This is a genomic window from Roseovarius tolerans, assembly GCF_900109855.1.
GTDB classification, from domain to species: domain Bacteria; phylum Pseudomonadota; class Alphaproteobacteria; order Rhodobacterales; family Rhodobacteraceae; genus Roseovarius; species Roseovarius tolerans.
In genome coordinates this window covers 121,988-139,464 of sequence record NZ_FOBO01000007.1, presented here as the reverse complement: position 1 = coordinate 139,464, position 17,477 = coordinate 121,988, and the positions used below count along the sequence as shown (strand labels likewise).

19 protein-coding genes are annotated in these 17,477 nt (G+C 64.3%); 7 read left to right on the top strand and 12 right to left on the bottom strand.

Annotated features, from left to right (window positions below):
* Positions 1-55: 55 nt before the first annotated feature.
* Positions 56-763, bottom strand: coding sequence for a c-type cytochrome (locus BMX04_RS09055; RefSeq protein WP_083398137.1), 708 nt, complete (start codon positions 761-763; stop codon positions 56-58).
* A gap of 289 nt (positions 764-1,052) precedes the next feature.
* On the opposite strand from BMX04_RS09055, the gene BMX04_RS09050 reads away from it, so the two are divergent.
* Positions 1,053-1,643 carry a helix-turn-helix transcriptional regulator gene (locus BMX04_RS09050; RefSeq protein WP_139194525.1) on the top strand — a complete coding sequence of 197 codons (591 nt, stop codon included), beginning with the start codon at positions 1,053-1,055 and terminating at the stop codon, positions 1,641-1,643.
* Positions 1,644-1,938: 295 nt separating this feature from the next.
* Here BMX04_RS09050 and BMX04_RS09045 read toward each other — a convergent pair whose 3' ends face one another.
* The 4 genes from BMX04_RS09045 to BMX04_RS09030 all read right to left on the bottom strand — a co-directional run bounded on the left by BMX04_RS09045 (position 1,939) and on the right by BMX04_RS09030 (position 5,457).
* Complete coding sequence (locus BMX04_RS09045; RefSeq protein ID WP_074785928.1) at positions 1,939-3,501, bottom strand: trimethylamine methyltransferase family protein; 1,563 nt, start codon at positions 3,499-3,501, stop codon at positions 1,939-1,941.
* Positions 3,502-3,602: 101 nt separating this feature from the next.
* Positions 3,603-4,487, bottom strand: a complete 885-nt coding sequence (locus BMX04_RS09040; protein ID WP_074785927.1) for a DMT family transporter — start codon at positions 4,485-4,487, stop codon at positions 3,603-3,605.
* Positions 4,484-5,176, bottom strand: a complete 693-nt coding sequence (locus tag BMX04_RS09035; RefSeq protein ID WP_074785926.1) for an HAD family hydrolase — start codon at positions 5,174-5,176, stop codon at positions 4,484-4,486. Before BMX04_RS09035 ends, BMX04_RS09040 begins: the two co-directional genes overlap by 4 nt.
* The gene (locus BMX04_RS09030; RefSeq protein ID WP_050663257.1) at positions 5,173-5,457 is read right to left on the bottom strand and encodes a DUF3572 domain-containing protein; all 285 of its coding nucleotides are present in this window, start codon (positions 5,455-5,457) and stop codon (positions 5,173-5,175) included. Before BMX04_RS09030 ends, BMX04_RS09035 begins: the two co-directional genes overlap by 4 nt.
* 87 nt (positions 5,458-5,544) lie before the next feature.
* Between BMX04_RS09030 and BMX04_RS09025 the strand changes: the two genes are divergently transcribed.
* A complete protein-coding gene (locus tag BMX04_RS09025) occupies positions 5,545-6,927 on the top strand; it encodes a diguanylate cyclase (protein ID WP_074785925.1) in 1,383 nt (460 codons plus the stop codon).
* A gap of 102 nt (positions 6,928-7,029) precedes the next feature.
* Here the strand turns inward: BMX04_RS09025 and BMX04_RS09020 are convergent, their stop codons facing one another.
* Complete coding sequence (locus BMX04_RS09020) at positions 7,030-7,443, bottom strand: hypothetical protein (RefSeq protein WP_074785924.1); 414 nt, start codon at positions 7,441-7,443, stop codon at positions 7,030-7,032.
* A gap of 214 nt (positions 7,444-7,657) precedes the next feature.
* On the opposite strand from BMX04_RS09020, the gene BMX04_RS09015 reads away from it, so the two are divergent.
* The 3 genes from BMX04_RS09015 to BMX04_RS09005 all read left to right on the top strand — a co-directional run bounded on the left by BMX04_RS09015 (position 7,658) and on the right by BMX04_RS09005 (position 9,592).
* Positions 7,658-8,533: an S-methyl-5'-thioadenosine phosphorylase gene (locus BMX04_RS09015; protein WP_074785923.1), complete on the top strand. Its 876-nt coding sequence runs from the start codon at positions 7,658-7,660 to the stop codon at positions 8,531-8,533.
* A gap of 78 nt (positions 8,534-8,611) precedes the next feature.
* On the top strand, positions 8,612-8,992 hold the full coding sequence (locus BMX04_RS09010) for a hypothetical protein (RefSeq protein WP_074785922.1): 381 nt from the start codon (positions 8,612-8,614) through the stop codon (positions 8,990-8,992).
* Positions 8,993-9,052: 60 nt separating this feature from the next.
* Positions 9,053-9,592, top strand: coding sequence for an adenine phosphoribosyltransferase (locus tag BMX04_RS09005; protein WP_074785921.1), 540 nt, complete (start codon positions 9,053-9,055; stop codon positions 9,590-9,592).
* A gap of 10 nt (positions 9,593-9,602) precedes the next feature.
* On the opposite strand, the gene ade is transcribed toward BMX04_RS09005, so the two are convergent.
* The 5 genes from ade to BMX04_RS08980 all read right to left on the bottom strand — a co-directional run bounded on the left by ade (position 9,603) and on the right by BMX04_RS08980 (position 14,434).
* A complete protein-coding gene (gene ade / locus BMX04_RS09000) occupies positions 9,603-11,297 on the bottom strand; it encodes an adenine deaminase (RefSeq protein ID WP_074785920.1) in 1,695 nt (564 codons plus the stop codon).
* A gap of 184 nt (positions 11,298-11,481) precedes the next feature.
* Positions 11,482-12,414, bottom strand: a complete 933-nt coding sequence (locus BMX04_RS08995; RefSeq protein WP_074785919.1) for an OmpA family protein — start codon at positions 12,412-12,414, stop codon at positions 11,482-11,484.
* A 5-nt stretch (positions 12,415-12,419) separates the two neighbouring features.
* The gene (locus BMX04_RS08990; RefSeq protein ID WP_074785918.1) at positions 12,420-12,992 is read right to left on the bottom strand and encodes a peroxidase-related enzyme; all 573 of its coding nucleotides are present in this window, start codon (positions 12,990-12,992) and stop codon (positions 12,420-12,422) included.
* A gap of 3 nt (positions 12,993-12,995) precedes the next feature.
* On the bottom strand, positions 12,996-13,715 hold the full coding sequence (locus tag BMX04_RS08985) for a GNAT family N-acetyltransferase (RefSeq protein WP_074785917.1): 720 nt from the start codon (positions 13,713-13,715) through the stop codon (positions 12,996-12,998).
* A complete protein-coding gene (locus tag BMX04_RS08980; RefSeq protein ID WP_074785916.1) occupies positions 13,712-14,434 on the bottom strand; it encodes a competence/damage-inducible protein A in 723 nt (240 codons plus the stop codon). The genes BMX04_RS08985 and BMX04_RS08980 overlap by 4 nt, the downstream gene beginning before the upstream one ends.
* 45 nt (positions 14,435-14,479) lie before the next feature.
* Here BMX04_RS08980 and sfsA point away from each other — a divergent pair, with 45 nt between their 5' ends.
* Entirely contained in the window at positions 14,480-15,181 is a 702-nt protein-coding gene (gene sfsA / locus BMX04_RS08975) for a DNA/RNA nuclease SfsA (RefSeq protein ID WP_074785915.1), read from the top strand.
* 72 nt (positions 15,182-15,253) lie between these two features.
* A complete protein-coding gene (gene map / locus BMX04_RS08970; RefSeq protein ID WP_244888511.1) occupies positions 15,254-16,066 on the top strand; it encodes a type I methionyl aminopeptidase in 813 nt (270 codons plus the stop codon).
* A 283-nt stretch (positions 16,067-16,349) separates the two neighbouring features.
* Here the strand turns inward: map and BMX04_RS08965 are convergent, their stop codons facing one another.
* A complete protein-coding gene (locus tag BMX04_RS08965) occupies positions 16,350-17,438 on the bottom strand; it encodes a DUF2235 domain-containing protein (RefSeq protein ID WP_074785913.1) in 1,089 nt (362 codons plus the stop codon).
* Between the last annotated feature and the right edge of the window lie 39 nt (positions 17,439-17,477).

The following is a 17,477-nucleotide window of genomic DNA, read 5'->3' as shown; positions in this document are numbered from 1 at the left end:
CCGGGGCGGTTTCTAGAACCGGCCGCGAGTTTCATCCTGTGTCTGTCGAGTGCCGTTATTCTTTCGGAAGTGTTGCCAGGTAGGCCAGGACATCGGTCGCGACCTGATGGTCGATTGCGCGCAAGGCGGGCATCCGTTCGTTCGGCTGACCGTTCAAGGCCTTGTGCATGATTTCCCATGGGTTACCCATAAGCGAGCCAAGAGGCGGCATCTCTTTGGGCAGCTTGCCGTCGAGCCCGTGGCAGTTGGCGCAGACCGTATTGTAGACCTGCTCCCCTTGCACGGCGTTGCCCTTGGGGGCTTTGGTCGCGCGGTCGATGTAAACGTCCATGTCGATCTGACCGGCTGTGACAAAGTTTGCCATATCCGTGAGATCGACTTCCGACAGCTTGTCGCCATAGCCATGCGCGTCGCCTGTCAAAACCGCAGTCACCGCCGCCGGATCACCGCCCGCCATACCGTTGATGCCCTTGATACCGGTCGCGTGCTTACCCGAGGCATAGGCACCATCGACACCCATTCCATCCCATCCATGACATTCCTTGCAGCGCCAGTTGGCGCCTGGATTGTCGGCGTATTTTTCGTTCGCTGCGGGGTAAAGCTTATGGGATTCTGTCGGGACCTCCGCTTTGATCTCTTTATACCACTTATCATAAAGCCGTCCGCCGCGCGCGATGGAGCCCTGATCTTGTGCCATCACCGAAGGCGCCATGAAAAATGTGAGGAGAAGTCCTGTGGTTGTGGCTTTCAGTACTGTTTTCATGAGGTAATCTCCAATTCGGTGCCAGAAAATGAATCGCTACGGCCCATTCCACCGAAACAGGCTGAGCCAGAGAACACGGATCAGAGATCCGTGCGAAAGTAGGACTTTGATTTTCTTCGGTATTTGATCGGGATCATTGCGGGCAGGTGTGCGCACAGGCAAGAGTGAATGCATATGAGCCCTGAGGAATGGAAGCGCACCTAAACCGAGGTTTAGAAAACTGAACCGAGGTCTAGACGCTGGACCCGGCGCTTCTGCAAAACACTTTGGGCACATTGGAGGAGTTGCATTGCTGCTCAGAGCAAGAAAAGAGCCCGGAATAGAGCGAAGCGCTATGATCGTCGCGCTCTACTTCTTCTGTGCGCTGGTATTTGGAATAGACATCATTCTAGAGATCGGCCACGAAATGCGTGAAGAGCAACACCCGTCCTTTTCGTCGACGGTCCATTTAGTCATGGAACTGTTTGCCGAAGCAGCACTGATCTTCGCCGTGATCCTATCGTGTCAATCCTACTTTCGACTTCGGGAAATTTCAAAACACGAGCACGACCTTGGGCATGCAATTCGCACAGGATTCGACAAGATCCTCATGGCAAAATTTCATGCCTGGAGCCTGACCAAGAGCGAACGCGAGATTGCAGTTCTGGCCATCCGGGGCGTCAGTATCGCGGAGATTTCCGTTCATCGAAAGTCCAAGGAAGGCACTGTCAAAAGCCACTTGCACAACGTTTATGTCAAAGCCTCGGTGGGGTCGCGTTCAGAGCTCCTTGCGGTGTTGATGGACGAATTGTTGTACAGCCATGATTTGTCACTGGACCCTGTGCATACTCCGACCATGGTTCATGATATCAACCAAGCACGGGGACAGTCGGTCGGATAGGTTGGCATATCTGTTGGGTGCACAAGCAGTGTCGTTGCATCGTGAACAGCCTTGTCCCGGCCTTCATCCACATCGCTATAGCTTGTGCCGCGCAAAAGTGAATATCGGCTCTTATGTCGGAAGCAGACGTCGCCGTGAGCGGCACCCCGCAAAACTGTCGCTCAGAAATTTATTCCCAAGCCTCCCCAACCCTCTTCATCTTGCCCGAAATACTCAATCCCAGACCAGCCCCACGCGCACCGCCGGAATACCGACGCGATACCGACGCAATACAGCCCCCGGCTTCACCCCCGTCTCAGAAATCCGTCGGGGCCCCGCCCTCGGCCTTGCGGCGTTCCACGAAACCCGCCAGTTCCTCGCGGACGGTCTCGTCCATCTGCGGGGCCTCGAAGCCTGCGATGATGTCCTGAAACACCTGGTGCGCCCGCGCGGGTGTCCAGACGCCCCCCGCCGCCTCCCACGCCTCGTAGTTGCGCCAGTCGCTCAGGAAGGGCGCGTAGAACGCCGTGGTATAGCGGTCCTGCGTGTGCTGGATGCCAAAGAAATGGCCCTTGTCCCCGACCTCGCGAATCGCGTCCACCGCGATCTCGTCAGGCCCGGTCGCCGTCAGCATCGGGTCCATATACCGCTGAATATGCTGCAAAATTTCGCAATCCATGATGAATTTCTCAGGGCTCGCGATCAGCCCGCCTTCCAGCCAGCCGGCGGCATGATAGACCATGTTGGCCCCCGCCTGCACCGCCGACCACAGGCTGTTCGAGGTCTCCCACATCGCCTGCCCGTCGGGCACATTCGCGGCGCACACCCCGCTCGCCCGCATCGGCAGGCGGTAGAACCGCGCCAACTGCCCCGTCATCTGCGTCGCGCGCATGTATTCCGGCGTCCCGAACGCGGGCGCACCCGATTTCATGTCCACATTCGAGGTAAACGTGCCAATCGCACAAGGCGCACCGGGCCGGATCACCTGCGCCAGCACCACCGCACAAAGCGCCTCGGCGAGGCTCTGCGCCACCGCCCCCGCCATCGTCACCGGCGCCATGGCCCCGGCCAAGGTAAAGGGCGTCACCACCAACCCTTGCCCCCGCCGCGCCAGCCGCATCCAGCCGTCGAGCATCGGGTAATCATGCTTGAGCGGCGAGGTGGAGTTGATGTTGGTATACATATGCGGCGAGGCCTCGAACTCCTCATGGCTCAGCCCGCCCGCGATGCGCACCATCTCCATCACATCCTCGACCCGCTCCTTGCCCAGACAATAGGCATGCGCCACCTTGTCGGTCAGCGTCAGCTTGTCATAGAGCACGTCGAGATGCCGCACGCTCGCGTGGATGTCCTGCGGCTCGACGGGATAGCCGCCGACAAAATGGATGCAGTTGAAATACTGGCTCAGTTTCAACAGGTTCTGGCACATCTCGCGGGTGCCGGTCACCTTGCGCCCGATCTTCATGTCCCAGTAGCTCGGCGGTGAGGAGACGTTGCCGAAATTGAGATGATTGCCGCCGATGGTCAGTCGCCGGGCCGGGTTGCGCGGCGTGATGGTCCAGCTCTCGGGGGCCTTGCCGATCATCTCCATCACGAAATCGCGGCCCATGCGCACGTTCTCGCCATTGATCTCGCAGCCGCCTGAGGCGCGCAGGATCTCCACCGCCTCGGGGTTCAGGAACTCGATCCCGATCTCTTCGAGAATGCGCATCGCGCCGTCATGGACCGCCTGCACCCCCTCGGGGCGCAGCGGTTCGGTGGGTCGGTCGGTATTCACCGGCGGGTTCCACGGCATCTGTTCGATCACCGCAGTGCCACGCCGCGCGGCACTGCCCGCACGTCCGCCCGTCCGTTTCCTGCGCTTGAGATCCTCGGCCATGTCACGCCCTCCCGGTGCTCGTCTCCTTCAACGAAACACCGCGCAGATGCGCTCTACATGCCGCTTTGCGACTTATCTTGTCGTTTTTGCCTTGGCCGGTTTCACGTTTGCAGCGCGATCCGCCGCCGCCCCGTATGCCAGAGGTAAATGGCAAGGCTGCCGACCACGATGACACCCCCCACCAGCATCATCGGCGTCGGCTCCTCGCCCACTCCGATCCAGACCCAGAGCGGCCCCAGCACCGTCTCCAACAGCAACAAAAGGCTGACATTCGAGGCATGAGTGTAGCGCGAGGCGAGCGACAGCGAGAAGAACGACACCGGCAGGATCACCAGACCGCAGACCACGATCGCCCAGACGGTGCCCTCGGCCATTTGCGCCGGACCGGTGATCACCACGCCCGTCACCCCGGCAAGCGCCGCCCCAAGCCCGATCAACAGCGGAATCGGCAGATCGGGGCGCGCCCGCAAGGTCACGAAGTTGAGCGCGAGCACCATTGCCACGCCAAGCCCCGCAAGCGCCCCCAAAAGCGCGTCGGAGGTCAGCGTCACCGCACCCTTGCCACCAAAGACCGCGAGCGTGATGCCGAAAAGAACAACCCCGATCGTCACCCATGTGGCGCGGCGGGTCGGCTCTCCGATGATGATCCGGGCGAAGATGGCGGCAAAGACCGGCACCGTCGCCACCGCCAGCAGCATCACCGCGACCGGTGCATGCGCGATCCCGAGGCTGAAAAGCGTCGCATTGAAATACTGACAGACCACGATAGCAAGGCCAAAGCCGGTGCCCAAAAGCGCCACATCGCGGCCCCGCCGATGCGAGGTGATCGCCCAAAGCGCCACCATCACAGCGCCCATCAACAGGCCGCGCCAGCCGACCATCTGATACCCGCCCATGCCAGACCACCGCATGAAGAGTGCATCAGGCGTGAGCGTCAGCGCGCCGAACGTGGCGAGGAACAGGCCGAACAACGGGTGTCGCGTCATGCCAGAAGCCAATCCGGCAGATGTCCGATATCAGGCATGACCACATCGGCCAGTGGCGCAAGATCGGCCTCGACCGCCGTGCCGGTCAGCACGCCCACCGTCTGCATCCCCGCCGCGCGCCCCGCGATCAGGTCATGGGCGCTGTCACCCACCATGACCACGCGCGCGGGCTCCAGCCCCATGGCCCGGGCAAAAGCCAGAAGCGGTCCCGGTGCAGGCTTGGCCCCGTGCCCCGAGTCGAAACCCGCGACGAAATCGAAATGCCCCAGAACACCGGCCGAGGTCAGATGCGCCTTGGCGCCGTATTCGGTATCGTTGGTCATCACGCCCAGTCGCAATCCACGCGCTGCCAGCCCCTCGAGGAAAGGCGCAAGCGGCACGGCGGGGGCAAGCGGCGCACCGGCCGCGCTCAGCATGAGATGGGTTTCGATATCCTCGACCAGACGCCCCGGCAGCGCGCGGCCCAGACATTCGGCGGCCTCGCGATTGGTGCCCGCGACGATCGGGCTCGTGGGCCGGAAGCAGCGCGCTGCCAGATCGTAATGCGCAACCTCGGCGATCCGCGCCATGACCTCAGCCTCACCCTCGGCCAGATCGTGGATCACCTCATGCGCCCAGACACTCCAGGTCGCGTGAAAATCGAAAAGCGTGCCGTCCTTGTCGAAGAGGACCCCGTCGGCGCGGCTCATGTCCAGCTCATCTGCGCGCCGCCCGGCAGGGCCACACGCGCCATCATCGGCGTCTCGTAGCTCAGCCCCTGACCGTCGCAGAACGCGACAACCCAGGCATCGTCCATCATCAGGAAATCCAGAACCGACCCGAGGAATTCCGGCTCGGTCGCGCGGGCCCGCAGATCGGCCTCCGACGCCCCGGTCGCCCCCAGAAACACCGGCAAGAGCTCTTCATTTCCAGCCAGCCAGCCCAGGGCCTGCAAGGCGATCGTTTCGGCGGATTCCTGCTGCATCTTCATCTCGGTTAATTTCTGGAAAGGTTTTCTTAACCTCTGCCATGGATAGTCGATGACGTGCAAAGGGCAAGTCAGAAAGGCGCTCCGCCGATGTCAGGGAAAATTCTGATCGTCGATGAGCTGGCCACCAACAGGATTGTCCTGAAGGTGAAGCTTTCAGCGACGCCGTATGACGTCCTGCAAGCGGCCAGTGCGCAAGAGGCGCTCGACATCGTAAGGCGCGAGCGGCCCGATCTTATCCTGTCCAGCAGCCAAGTCGCGGGTCTGGCACTGGACGACTTCATCGCGGCGCTGCGCCGCCTCACCGGGGCGACAGGCACGCCGATCCTGATACTGCAAGCGCATGATTGCCGTGACGAACGGCATGCCGCCTTGCGCGCCGGGGCCGACGACATCCTGACCAAGCCCGTGACCGAACCGCTGCTGCTTGCGCGTCTGCGCAATCTCCTGCGCCAGCATCACACCGACCACGAACTCGCCGCACAGGCCTCGGGCGGACGGATTGAACCGGGCTTTTCCGATCAGCGATCCGATTTCATGACCGCAGGTCGCATCGCAGTGATCGGGCAGACCCGGGCAGAGGCGATTCAGCTGCGCGACCGGGTCACGGCGCATAGCGCGCATGCCTGTACGGCTCTGACACTGGACGCCCCGACGGCACCGGGACTGACCGATATCTACATGGTCCGCATTTCCATGGCTCAGGCCGAGGACGGTTTGCGTCTGCTGGCCGATCTGAAGGCGGCTCAGCGCACCCGGGGCTGTCCGGTCATCGCCCTGCTTGACCGCGATGCCCGCCCCCTCGCCGTGACCTTGCTCGATATTGGGGCCGACGACGTGATCGCCGCGCCCATCGACCATACCGAACTCGCCTTGCGGCTCGACAATCATCTGCGCCGCAAACGGCGCAACGAGGGATTGCGCGCCCGCTTGCTCTCGGGCTTGCAGGCGGCCATTGTCGATCCGTTGACCGGGGCCCATAACCGCCGCTATGCCCTGCCGTTTCTTGAGCGCCAGATCAGCGAAAGTCGCGCCAGCGACACGCAGACCGCCGTCATGATCGCCGATCTCGATTTCTTCAAACGGGTCAATGACCGCCACGGCCACGCTGCGGGCGATGCGGTGCTCTGTGCCATCACGCAGCACCTGCGCAGCCAGTTGCGCGACGGCGATGCGCTCGCCCGGATCGGCGGTGAGGAATTTCTGCTCATCCTGCCCGATACACCGCGCATGCGCGCGCTCCAGATCGCCGAACGCCTCTGCCACAGCGTGCGCGAAACACCGATCCCCCTGCCAGGCAGCGGCACGTCTCTCACCGTCACGATCTCGATCGGCGTGACCATCGGACGGCATCGGCCCGGCCTGCCCGCACCCACCGTCGAGGGGCTGCTCAACGAGGCAGATCGCGCGCTCTACCTCGCCAAGGCACAGGGCCGCAATCAGGCCAGCTTCTGCGCCCGCTCCGCCGCCTGATCACCTCGCGCCTGAAACACGCGGGTCGAGGTGCCGCGGCTGGCAAAGATCTCCGGATTGGACAGGGGCATGTCAGAGCCAAGCGTCCGGTTGGCGAACTAATCAGACTTTCGTCTCTCCGACCTTATCAAGTTTGCGCCATCTCGGAGTTTTCAACACGATGCCGATCGAGCCGAGAATGAAGCCCAAGAAAACAGATTGCAAAACAAGCGGACCGACGAGAATTGCAAACCCTAGCAAGATGGTCGCATACGAGTTGATCGCAATATCGGCAAGCATGACGCTCAGAGCTAGAACGACACCCAAACGCCTCTTTCGGGACAGCAAAACGACGACCACCAGTATATCGATCCAGATCAGGCTGCTCCAGAACACTTCAATTGGAAGCGGGGCGGCCTTGTAAGGACGCCAGCCGTAGTAGATGAAATCTTTGCCGTGTGAGAGCGCGCCTATAGCGAAGCACAGAACATAGATCGCGATTATGAAACGCTCTTTGGAGATTGGGCTGCCAATCATTGAGCCCGCTTAGCGACATCAGCATATCCGTCAAGTTGGGCTCGTTCCAGGCCGCCTCCAAAGCGCAGCATTCAACAAGCCCCGCGCTGGCCGACACAGGTTGAAGAGACACCTGCCCCCCGGCTACCGCAGGGCTCCACCCGGGCATTTTCTTTTGCGCCAAAGCCGCGTAACCCTGTGCGGGACAGCGACCAACAGGCAGGGATGGCATGCGATGGCAAAGACGATGATCGGGGTGATCGGCGGCTCGGGGCTTTACGAGATCGACGGGTTGGAAAACGCCACCTGGCAAACGGTCGAGACCCCGTGGGGCCCGCCCTCCGACGCGATCCTGACCGGCACGCTCGGGGCCGTGCCGATGGCCTTTCTGCCCCGCCACGGGCGCGGCCATGTGCACACCCCCTCTTCGGTGCCTTACCGCGCCAATATCGACGCGCTCAAACGCCTCGGCGTGACCGATGTGATCTCGGTCTCGGCCTGCGGCTCGTTCCACGAAGAGATGGCCCCTGGCGACTTCGTCATCCTGGATCAGTATATCGACCGCACCTTCGCCCGAGAGAAAAGCTTTTTCGGCCCCGGCTGCGTCGGTCACGTCAGCGTCGCACACCCCACCTGCCCGCGCCTCTCGGAGGCCTGCGAATCCGCCGCGCGCGATGCGGGCATCACTGTGCATATGGGCGGGACATATCTGGCCATGGAAGGCCCGCAATTCTCGACCGTGGCGGAATCGAAACTGTACCGCGAGGCCTTCGGCTGCGACGTGATCGGCATGACCGGCATGCCCGAGGCCAAGCTCGCCCGCGAGGCTGAACTTTGCTACGCCTCCGTCGCGATGATCACCGATTACGACAGCTGGCATCCGCATCACGGCGAGGTCGACATCTCCGACATCATCGCCACGCTCTCGGGCAATGCCGACAAGGGCCGCAACATGGTCCGCCGCCTGCCCGCGCTGCTCGGGGCAGAGCGCGCGCCCTGCCCGCATGGCTGCGACCGCGCGCTCGAGTTTGCCATCCTGACGGCCCCCGACCAACGCGACCCGGCCCTCGTGGCCCGACTCGATGCCGTTGCGGGCCGGGTGCTCGGCTGATCGCGCGCCGCTCAACTCTTCGCGCGCGGGCTGTCACATCACTGGACGCCCGCGCGCGGCATCCCCATTAACAAGGGCATGACACAGATCATCGACACCCTCGCGGACCAGAACTGGCGCTACGGAATGGGCCGCCGGTTCGAGGCAATGACCGACGAGATTTTCCAGGTGATCCGGTGGGTGCTGGTGGTGGGGCTAGCCAGCTATCTGGCGAAGACCCACGACGCACTGATCCTGAGCCTGACCTACTGGGTGCTCTCGGCCCTGCTCTTCGGCTATATCGCCTCGCGCTTTCTCCTGCGCCCCGAGATCCCGTTTCTCGGCACCCCCTCCGGACGCATGGGTCGCCTGACCCAATCAGCGCTCAATTTTCTGCTCTGCGTCGTGGTCTTTGGCCTCACGATCTACGCCGTCAGCGCCCTGACCGAAGCCATCGCCGCCTATCGTGGCGCGCTCTGACCCCTTGCGCCATCCGCGCCGCTGCGGCAGAAGCGATGCGCAACCGCCCGGAGAGCCGCCATGCCGCCGCCCAAGACCGTCAAGGATTACATCCGCACCATCGTCGATTTCCCGCATGACGGGATCATGTTCCGCGACGTGACCACGCTCTTCGCCGATCCGCGTGGCTTTCGCATCGCCATCGACCAGATGCTGCACCCCTATGCCGGTCAGCCGATCGACAAGGTGGTGGGACTGGAGGCGCGCGGCTTCATCCTCGGCGGCGCGATCGCGCATCAACTATCGGTCGGTTTCGTGCCGATCCGCAAGAAGGGCAAACTGCCCGGCGCGGTGATCTCAGAGGAATATCAGCTTGAGTATGGTGAGGCCGTGGTTGAACTGCATGACGACGCGATCAGCGCGGGCGAGCGGGTGCTCCTGGTCGATGACCTGCTGGCCACGGGCGGCACAGCGGCGGCGGGCATCCGGCTCGTCGAACGTCTGGGCGGTGAAATCACCGGCTGCGCCTTCATCGTCGATCTGCCCGATCTGGGCGGTCACGCACGCCTGACCGAGATGGGCATGGAGGTGCACACGCTCTGCGCCTATGACGGGCTCTGAGCCGCCGAACCTAGCCGATCAGTTCGAACCGCGTCACATCCACCAGCCCCCGGTCGGTGATCTTGAGCGCCGGAATCACCGGCAGCGCCAGAAACGCCAGTTGCAGAAACGGCTCCTGCAACGTGACGCCAAGCGATTTCGCCGCCGCGCGCAGTGCCTCCAGCCGGTCGCGCACCGCCTCAAAAGGCTCAAGGCTCATCAGCCCCGCCACCGGAAGCGGCAGTTCGGCCAGCACTCGCCCCCGATGCGCCACGACAAAGCCGCCCTCGATCTCCGACATCCGGTTCACGGCAAGGGCCATGTCGTCATAGTCCACCCCGACGCAGGCGATATTGTGGTGATCGTGACAGACGGTCGAAGCGATGGCCCCGGCCTGAAGCCCGAAACCACGCACGAAACCCGTGGCGATATTGCCATTTCGCCCATGCCGCTCGACCACCGCGATGCGCACCAGATCGCGGGCGGAAACGGGGCGCTTGTCGCCATCCTGCGGTGCGATCTCCTCGTGCAGGTGCTCGGTCAGGATCTTGCCCTCGAGAATGCCGATCACGTCGGTCTCAGCGCGGTTGCCGGTGTGGCGGAAATCCTGCGGCGTCACCGCCCGCGCCTTGACCGAATGGCGGCCCACCGGCTCGACGCTCCCGCGCGCGTCAAACGCCGCATCATCCGCCACCACGCCGCCACACAGCACCAGCCGCGCGTCGCACGCCTCCAGCGATCCGACGGCCACGATATCCGCCCGCCGCCCCGGCGCGATCAACCCCCTGTCGCGCAGCCCGAACGCCTCGGCCCCCGAGAGCGACGCCGCGCGATAGGCGGCAAGCGGCGAGGCACCATGTGCAATCAGCATGCGGATCATGTGATCGAGATGCCCCTCCTCGGCGATATCCAGCGGATTGCGGTCATCGGTGCACAGGCACATGTAAGGCGCGGTGATATCGCTGAGCAGCGGCGCAAGCGCATCGAGATCCTTGCTGACAGAGCCTTCTCGGATCAGCACGCGCATCCCCTTTTGCAACTTCTCGCGCGCCTCCTCTGCCGTCGTCGCTTCATGTTCGGTGCGGATGCCCGCCGCGCAATAGGCGTTGAGATCGCGGCCCGAAAGCTGCGGACAATGGCCGTCGATATGGCCCCCCTTGAAGAGCCGCAACTTGGCCATCATGCCGGGATCGCGATGGATCACGCCGGGGTAATTCATCACCTCTGCCAGCCCGATGCCCGAGGGGTGGCTCATCACCTGTCGCAAATCGTCAGCGCCGATCTCGGCCCCCGCCGTCTCCATATCCGTCGAGGGCACGCAGGAGGACAGCTGCACCCGGATATCCATCACCGTGTGCTCTGAGGCGGCTTGAAAATAACGAATGCCGTCCAGACCCATCACATTGGCAATCTCGTGCGGATCGCAGATCGCGGTGGTCACCCCACGCGGGGCGACACAGCGGTCAAATTCAAATGGCGTGACGAGCGAACTTTCGATATGCAGATGCGTGTCGATGAGCCCCGGCACGAGGATGAGGCCGGTGACATCGATCACCATTTTCCCCTCATACTGGGCGCCAATGCCGACGATGGTATCACCGCAGATCGCCACATCGCCCGTGATCATCGCGCCGGTGATGAGATCGAACACCTCGCCCCCGCGCAGCACCAGATCGGCGGGCACGTCGCCCCGGCCTTGCGCAATGCGCTGTTCAAGATCGGCCATATGTCACCCTCCGGCTGTCACGAGCCAAGTGTCGCGCGAGTGGCGACGCGGGGCAAGCCCGCAGGTGGGGTTGGAAAGGATTATGCGTGTCACATGTTGGCCTGGAAATGGCGTTGCCGTGAGCCGCGCCGGCTCTGCCGCGCAAAGGTCCGCTCAAGGCCAAACCCGCCCCCAACCCTCCACGCTAGAACCCGGAAATCACCACCGCCTCGACCCGGCGGTTCAGATCGCGACCGCTGTCGCTGTCGTTGGGCGCGCGCGGCGACAGAAAGCCGATGCCATGCGCCTCGATGCGTCCGCCCTCGACGCCGTAGGTCTCGATCAGCAGGCTGCGCACCGCCTGCGCGCGGGCGCGCGACAGGTCAATATTCGTCTCGAGCGCACCGACCGCGTCGGTATGTCCGACCAGCGCGATACGCATCTCGGGCCGAGATAACAGCAGCTCGGCCAATGCGGCGAGGCTGTCATGCGGACCCGGCCCCAATGTCGCGGCCCCGGAGCCGAAATCGAGGCCACCAAGCACGGCATGAACCTGGCTGCGCAGGGTCTCGGCCAGCGGTGCGCGGCCGTTGACCTCTGCGCCGCCGTCGCCTGTCGGCGCGACCGGCGCCGACATGGTCGACAGATCTTCCGGGCGCACATGGGTCGCCTGCACATAGCCCCGCCCACCCGCGCCGCTGACCATCAGCATCGCGTGTTCCATTGCCGCCCCCATCCCGCGCCGGGCCAGCAGGTAGCGGTAATCGAAAAGATCGACGAAGATCGCGGGCGCGGGCAGAACCGGGGTGTTGAAGCGGAAATCGAAGCCACCGCATTCCTCGGCGGCGCAGTCGAAGAGCACCTCCCATCCGGCCTTTTCCAGCGCCTCGCGCAGCGGGGTGAGCACTTGCAACGTGGTCAACCCGCGATCCGGCAGGCGCCAGGCGCGGCTTTGGATCGTGCCATCGAGCCGCAGCCGCGGCAGTGCGCCGTCCGCGTAGGGCCCCGAGGGCAGACGGATCGTATCGGCCTCGCGCAGGGTATCTGCGGTCTGCTCGGAGGTCTCCGGCAGCGGCAGGTCGAGCGCGTGAACAGGAAGTGCCAGCCCGATCAGCAGGGTTGCGAGAACGACGCGCACCGGCCTTACCGGGCCTGCGCGTGGTAGTCGGGATTGGGCTGCATGGCCGTGGCCGAGGCGACCCGGTTGGTCATGTTGAAGAACCCCGCGACATTGGCGATGTCCCAGATATCGCGATCGGCGAAGCCCGCCTCGCGCAAAGCCGCGCGATCCGCCTCGGTGATCTCGGACGACGCCTTGGTGATCTTCTCGGCAAAGCCCAGCATCGCGGTCTGGCGGGCATCGAGGGTGGCGGCGCGCCAGTTCATCACCATCGCCTCACCCAGCGCCGGATCGCCCGACAATTGCCGCACCGCCGCGCCATGCGCCACCTGGCAATACCAGCAGCGATTGATCGAACTGACCACCACGGCGATCATCTCGCGCTCCAGCTTGCTCAGCCCCGAGGGGGCGAGCATCAGGTCATTGTAAAGCGCGGTGAAGGCGTTGAGCTTGTCGATATCGAACGCGTAGGCTTGCAGCACGTTTGGGATCATGCCCAGCTTGTCCTCGCAGATATCGAAATATTTGCGGGTCTCGTCTGGCAGCGGGTCGACCATCGGCAGGTCGAGGGCTGTGGGCGGTGAGGTCTTGGTCATGGCTCAGTCCTTCTGGCGATAGTGATACTCTCCCACAGGTGCAAAGCCCATGGAAGCATAGAGGCCGTTGGCAGCAGCGTTCTGCTTGGTGCAGAGCACAGCGATATGTGCAGCGCCGTGACGGGCCGCCCAATGCGCGGCCTCGATCATCATCCAGCGGCCCATGCCTGCCCGCCGGTGCGCCGCGCGCACCTCGAGCGCGTGGACCATGGCGATGCCGTCATGCAGCCCGGCATAGCCCACGGCGGCGGGGCGGTTATCATGCCGCCCGAAAAGGCCGGTCTTGGCGCAGGCCGCGCGCTCTATCACCGCGATGCGGGCAGGGCCGATGCCGCCCTCGGCCCAGATCTCGCGCATGATCTCGAGCGGTTCCCAGACCGAGAAGGTGGTGACACGCGGCGGTGTCTCGACCGTCAGTGCCGCGACCGGGGCGACGTAGAGATTGACCGGATCGACCACGCGGTAGCCATTATCGGCCAGCATGGCATCGAGCGCGTCGTCGCCTGCGCGGATCTGGAACAATGCCCCCTGCCCCAGCCCGCGCATCGCGGCCTCGGCGTCGGTCAGTTCATCGGGCGTCAGCGCGCGCGTCGCCGTCGCCGCCGAGACCCGCTTGCCGCCGCCCGCGCCGTCGCGGAGGGTGACCGGGCCCCGCGTCTCGATCCGCGCCGGGGGCCATGTCGCCTCGGTCACGGCATAGAGCGTCTGCGCATCGGGCCTCATCCGGCGAACATCTCGGAGAGTTTGGCCATCGCCGCGTCGACCTGTGCCCCGTCCTGTCCACGCACCACGACATTGGCCCCGTGACAGCCGTCGCGGATGAACGGGTAGGAGCCGAAGGTGAGATCCGGATAGCGCGCCGCAAGATCGGTGAGCGGCCCGGCGATATCGCCCTCGCCGCGCCGCACCTCGAGCGTCTGCGACAAAAGCGGCGCGCCGCCGGTGATCGTCGGCAGGACCGAGGCCAGCATCGCCTGAAAGATCGACGGCACCCCGGCCATGACATGCACGTTCTCGATGGTAAAGCCCGGCGCGGCGCTGATCGGGTTGTCGATCAGCGTGGCCCCATCGGGAACACGCGCCATGCGCAGACGGGCCTCGTTCAACTCCTGCTCGCGCGCGGCGTAATGCGCGACGAGAATGCAGCGGGCATCGTCGCGCACCGCGATGGGCCGATCAAAGGCGCGGGCCACGTTCTCGGCGGTGATGTCGTCATGGGTGGGGCCGATCCCGCCCGAGGTGAAGACCACGTCATGGGCCGCACTCAGCGCCTGCACCCCCGCGACGATGGCATCGGGGTCGTCACTGATCACCCGGACCTCGCGCAGGTCGATGCCTGCGCGGGTCAGCTCACCTGCCAGATAGTGCATGTTGGCATCGCGCGTCCGGCCGGAGAGGATTTCATCCCCGATGACAAGCATGGCGGCACTCGGGTTGGGCATGGGGGCCTCCTTGATCTGCGGATGCCTAGGGTATAGGCGCAGCGCATGCGCTTTCAAACCCCTCTCGTGCCCGCGCGGCTGATCCGTCGCTACAAGCGGTTCCTGGCCGATATCCGGCTGGACGATGGTGCCGAGGCGGTGGCGCATTGTGCCAATCCCGGCTCGATGATGGGGCTCGCGGAACCGGGCACGCGGATCTGGGTGGAGCCCAATGACGACCCCCGCAAGAAGCTGAAATACGGCTGGCGGCTGGTCGATCACGAGAACGGGCATTTCACCGGCGTCGATACCGGCCTGCCCAATCGCGCGCTGCGCGCCGCATTGGAGGCGGGCGAGATCGCGGAACTGGCGGAATATGCGACCGTGCGGCCGGAACAGAAATACGGCGAAAACAGCCGGATCGACTTTCTGCTGTCGGGCGCGGGCCTGCCCGACGCCTATGTCGAGGTGAAATCGGTGACACTCTCGCGGCAGGCAGGCGTGGCCGAGTTTCCCGACAGCGTCACCGCGCGCGGCGCGAAACATCTCGGCGAATTGGCGAGAGTGGCGCAGGCGGGGCACCGGGCGGTGCTGTTCTACCTCGTGCAGCACACCGATGCGCAAACGGTGCGAGTGGCGGGCGATATCGACCCCGGCTATGCACGCGCGCTCACGGCGGCGCGCGCGGCGGGGGTCACGGTGCTGTCATACCGCGCCGATATCAGCCCCGATCAGATCACGCTCGGCCCCGGCTTGCATCACGACTAGGTACGCGCCTCTGGTCCTTTGGGGCAAATGGGCCTAATTAAAGACAAAACAGACCACGACATGAGGCCAGATGTGAACAAACACCGGGGACGTACCACGCGCGAAGGCATCCGCATCCACGAGGCGGCGGATTTCGCGGGCATGCATGAAGCAGGGCGGCTGGCGGCGACGATCCTCGACGAGATCGCCGACCATGTGTTCGTGGGCCAGACCACCGGGGCGATTGATGCGCTGATCGAGGAAAAGGTGACCGCCGCCGGGGCCAAGTCGGCGACCATCGGCTACAAGGGTTATCAGCACGCCAGCTGCATCAGCGTCAATCACGTGGTCTGCCACGGCATTCCGGGCGACAAGGTGCTCAAGGATGGCGATATCCTGAATGTCGACGTCACCGTGATCGTCGATGGCTGGTTCGGCGATACCAGCCGGATGTATGTGGCGGGCAAGCTGGGGCGCAAGGCCGAGCGGCTCATTCAGGTGACGCATGACGCGCTGATGAAGGGGATCGAGGCGGTGCGGCCGGGCAATACCTTCGGCGATATCGGCCATGCGATCCAGGCCTATGTCGAGGCGCAGCGCATGTCGGTGGTGCGCGATTTCTGCGGCCACGGTCTGGGCCGGGTGTTTCACGCGCCGCCCAACGTGCTGCATTACGGGCGCGCGGGTGCGGGGGCGGTGCTGGAAGAGGGCATGTTTTTTACTATCGAGCCGATGGTGAACCTCGGGCGGCCCGAGACCAAGGTGCTGGCCGATGACTGGACGGCGGTGACGCGCGACAAGTCGCTCTCGGCGCAGTTCGAGCATTCGGTGGGGGTGACGACAGAGGGGGCGGAGATTTTCACGCTGTCGCCTGCGGGGCGGTTTCATCCGACATGGGGCGGCTGAGCGGGGGGCTTGGTCTGAAGGGGGCATAGCACCCCGCCAGAAGGTGCCGCGTGATCGCAGGGCCGGGGACTGGCGATGCGACCGTCGTGGCGGGCGCTTTATGCCAGCCAAGTCATCCTGAACTCAACACGTTGCGCGCCCTATCATATCGCCAGGCCGCGGGACGGCGTCATGCCGGAGGCATGCCTCTGGCATGACGATCGCGCGGCACCTTCGGTGCGTATCGCGCGGGAGGCGCTTATGTTCGCACAACGCCAAACCCGATCCAGCACATGTGCCGCATTCACGACCCCGCATGTTCTTTCAAGGGGCCCGTAAGGCGTGGACCGCCCCAGCCGCGCCGCAGCGCGCCGTTCACGCTGTCGTGCAGGCGTTCGGACGGATCGCGCCCGACCAAGCGGGGGCGGCGCATCAGCAATATCTTGCCCCAGCCGATCCATGTGCCGACCGACGGCGCGTCGGCATCCTGCGGAAACCGGGCGCGCCAGCCCTCGGGCAGAGGCAACGCGCAGCCCTCGGCCCGTTCCAGCATCCACACCAGCGGGATATTGGCCAATGGGCGCGCCGCGTGCACGCCGCATAACTGGCCCCCGACATCCGAATGACAGCCCCTGAACCAGACCTGCTCCAGATGGCCGTCGAAATCCGGCAGCGTTTCCCACAGGACCGGCCAATAGGCGTTGCGCGTCTCGTCCAATGCCAAGGCGTGAAAGCCGTGCCGCGTGGTGTGCCCCAGATGGTGACTGTGAAACCCGTGCTGATCGACGCGAAAGCGCCACAGGATTGGAATGCGCAGGCCAAGCGCCTTGACCGTGTCCCAGACGCCGACCATTTCGACATGGCAGCTGGCGTGGCAATGGGCGCGGGCGAAGGCCTCTGCCACCTTGGAATGCGGCGTGCAGCGGTAATGCCGAAAGGCGAGGCGCACGTTGCGCTCGGTCGCGGCCTCGGTCCGCACCAGGCCGACCCGGTCGATCACCCCGGCCAGCGAGCGCACCGCATAGGCACCACGCGAATAGCCGATCAGGAAAATCCGGTCGCCGGGGCGGTAGCGGCTGGCGAGATAGCCATAGGCGCGGCGGATCTGCCGGTTGATGCCGCGCCCCAGGATGATGTCGCCGGTCGCGCGCCAGTCGCGCCATTGAATCCCCGCCTCGTAATAGAGCGACAGGTCCTGCCCCGCCATTTCGCGCAAAAGCTTGAAGGTGAGCCCGGCATTGGTTTCATAGCCTTCGGCGAGGCTCGACATCGTGCCATCGAGGATGAGAACATGCGTAACCGGGCCGCGTCGATGGGCAAAGGCGGTATGCTCGGCCCGCGAGCCGGGACGCAGCCAGTCGTATACGCTCTTGGTCCAGTCACGCCATGACATGCGACACCTGTTTCGACGGGCCGCAGGCGGCGGCCCTCA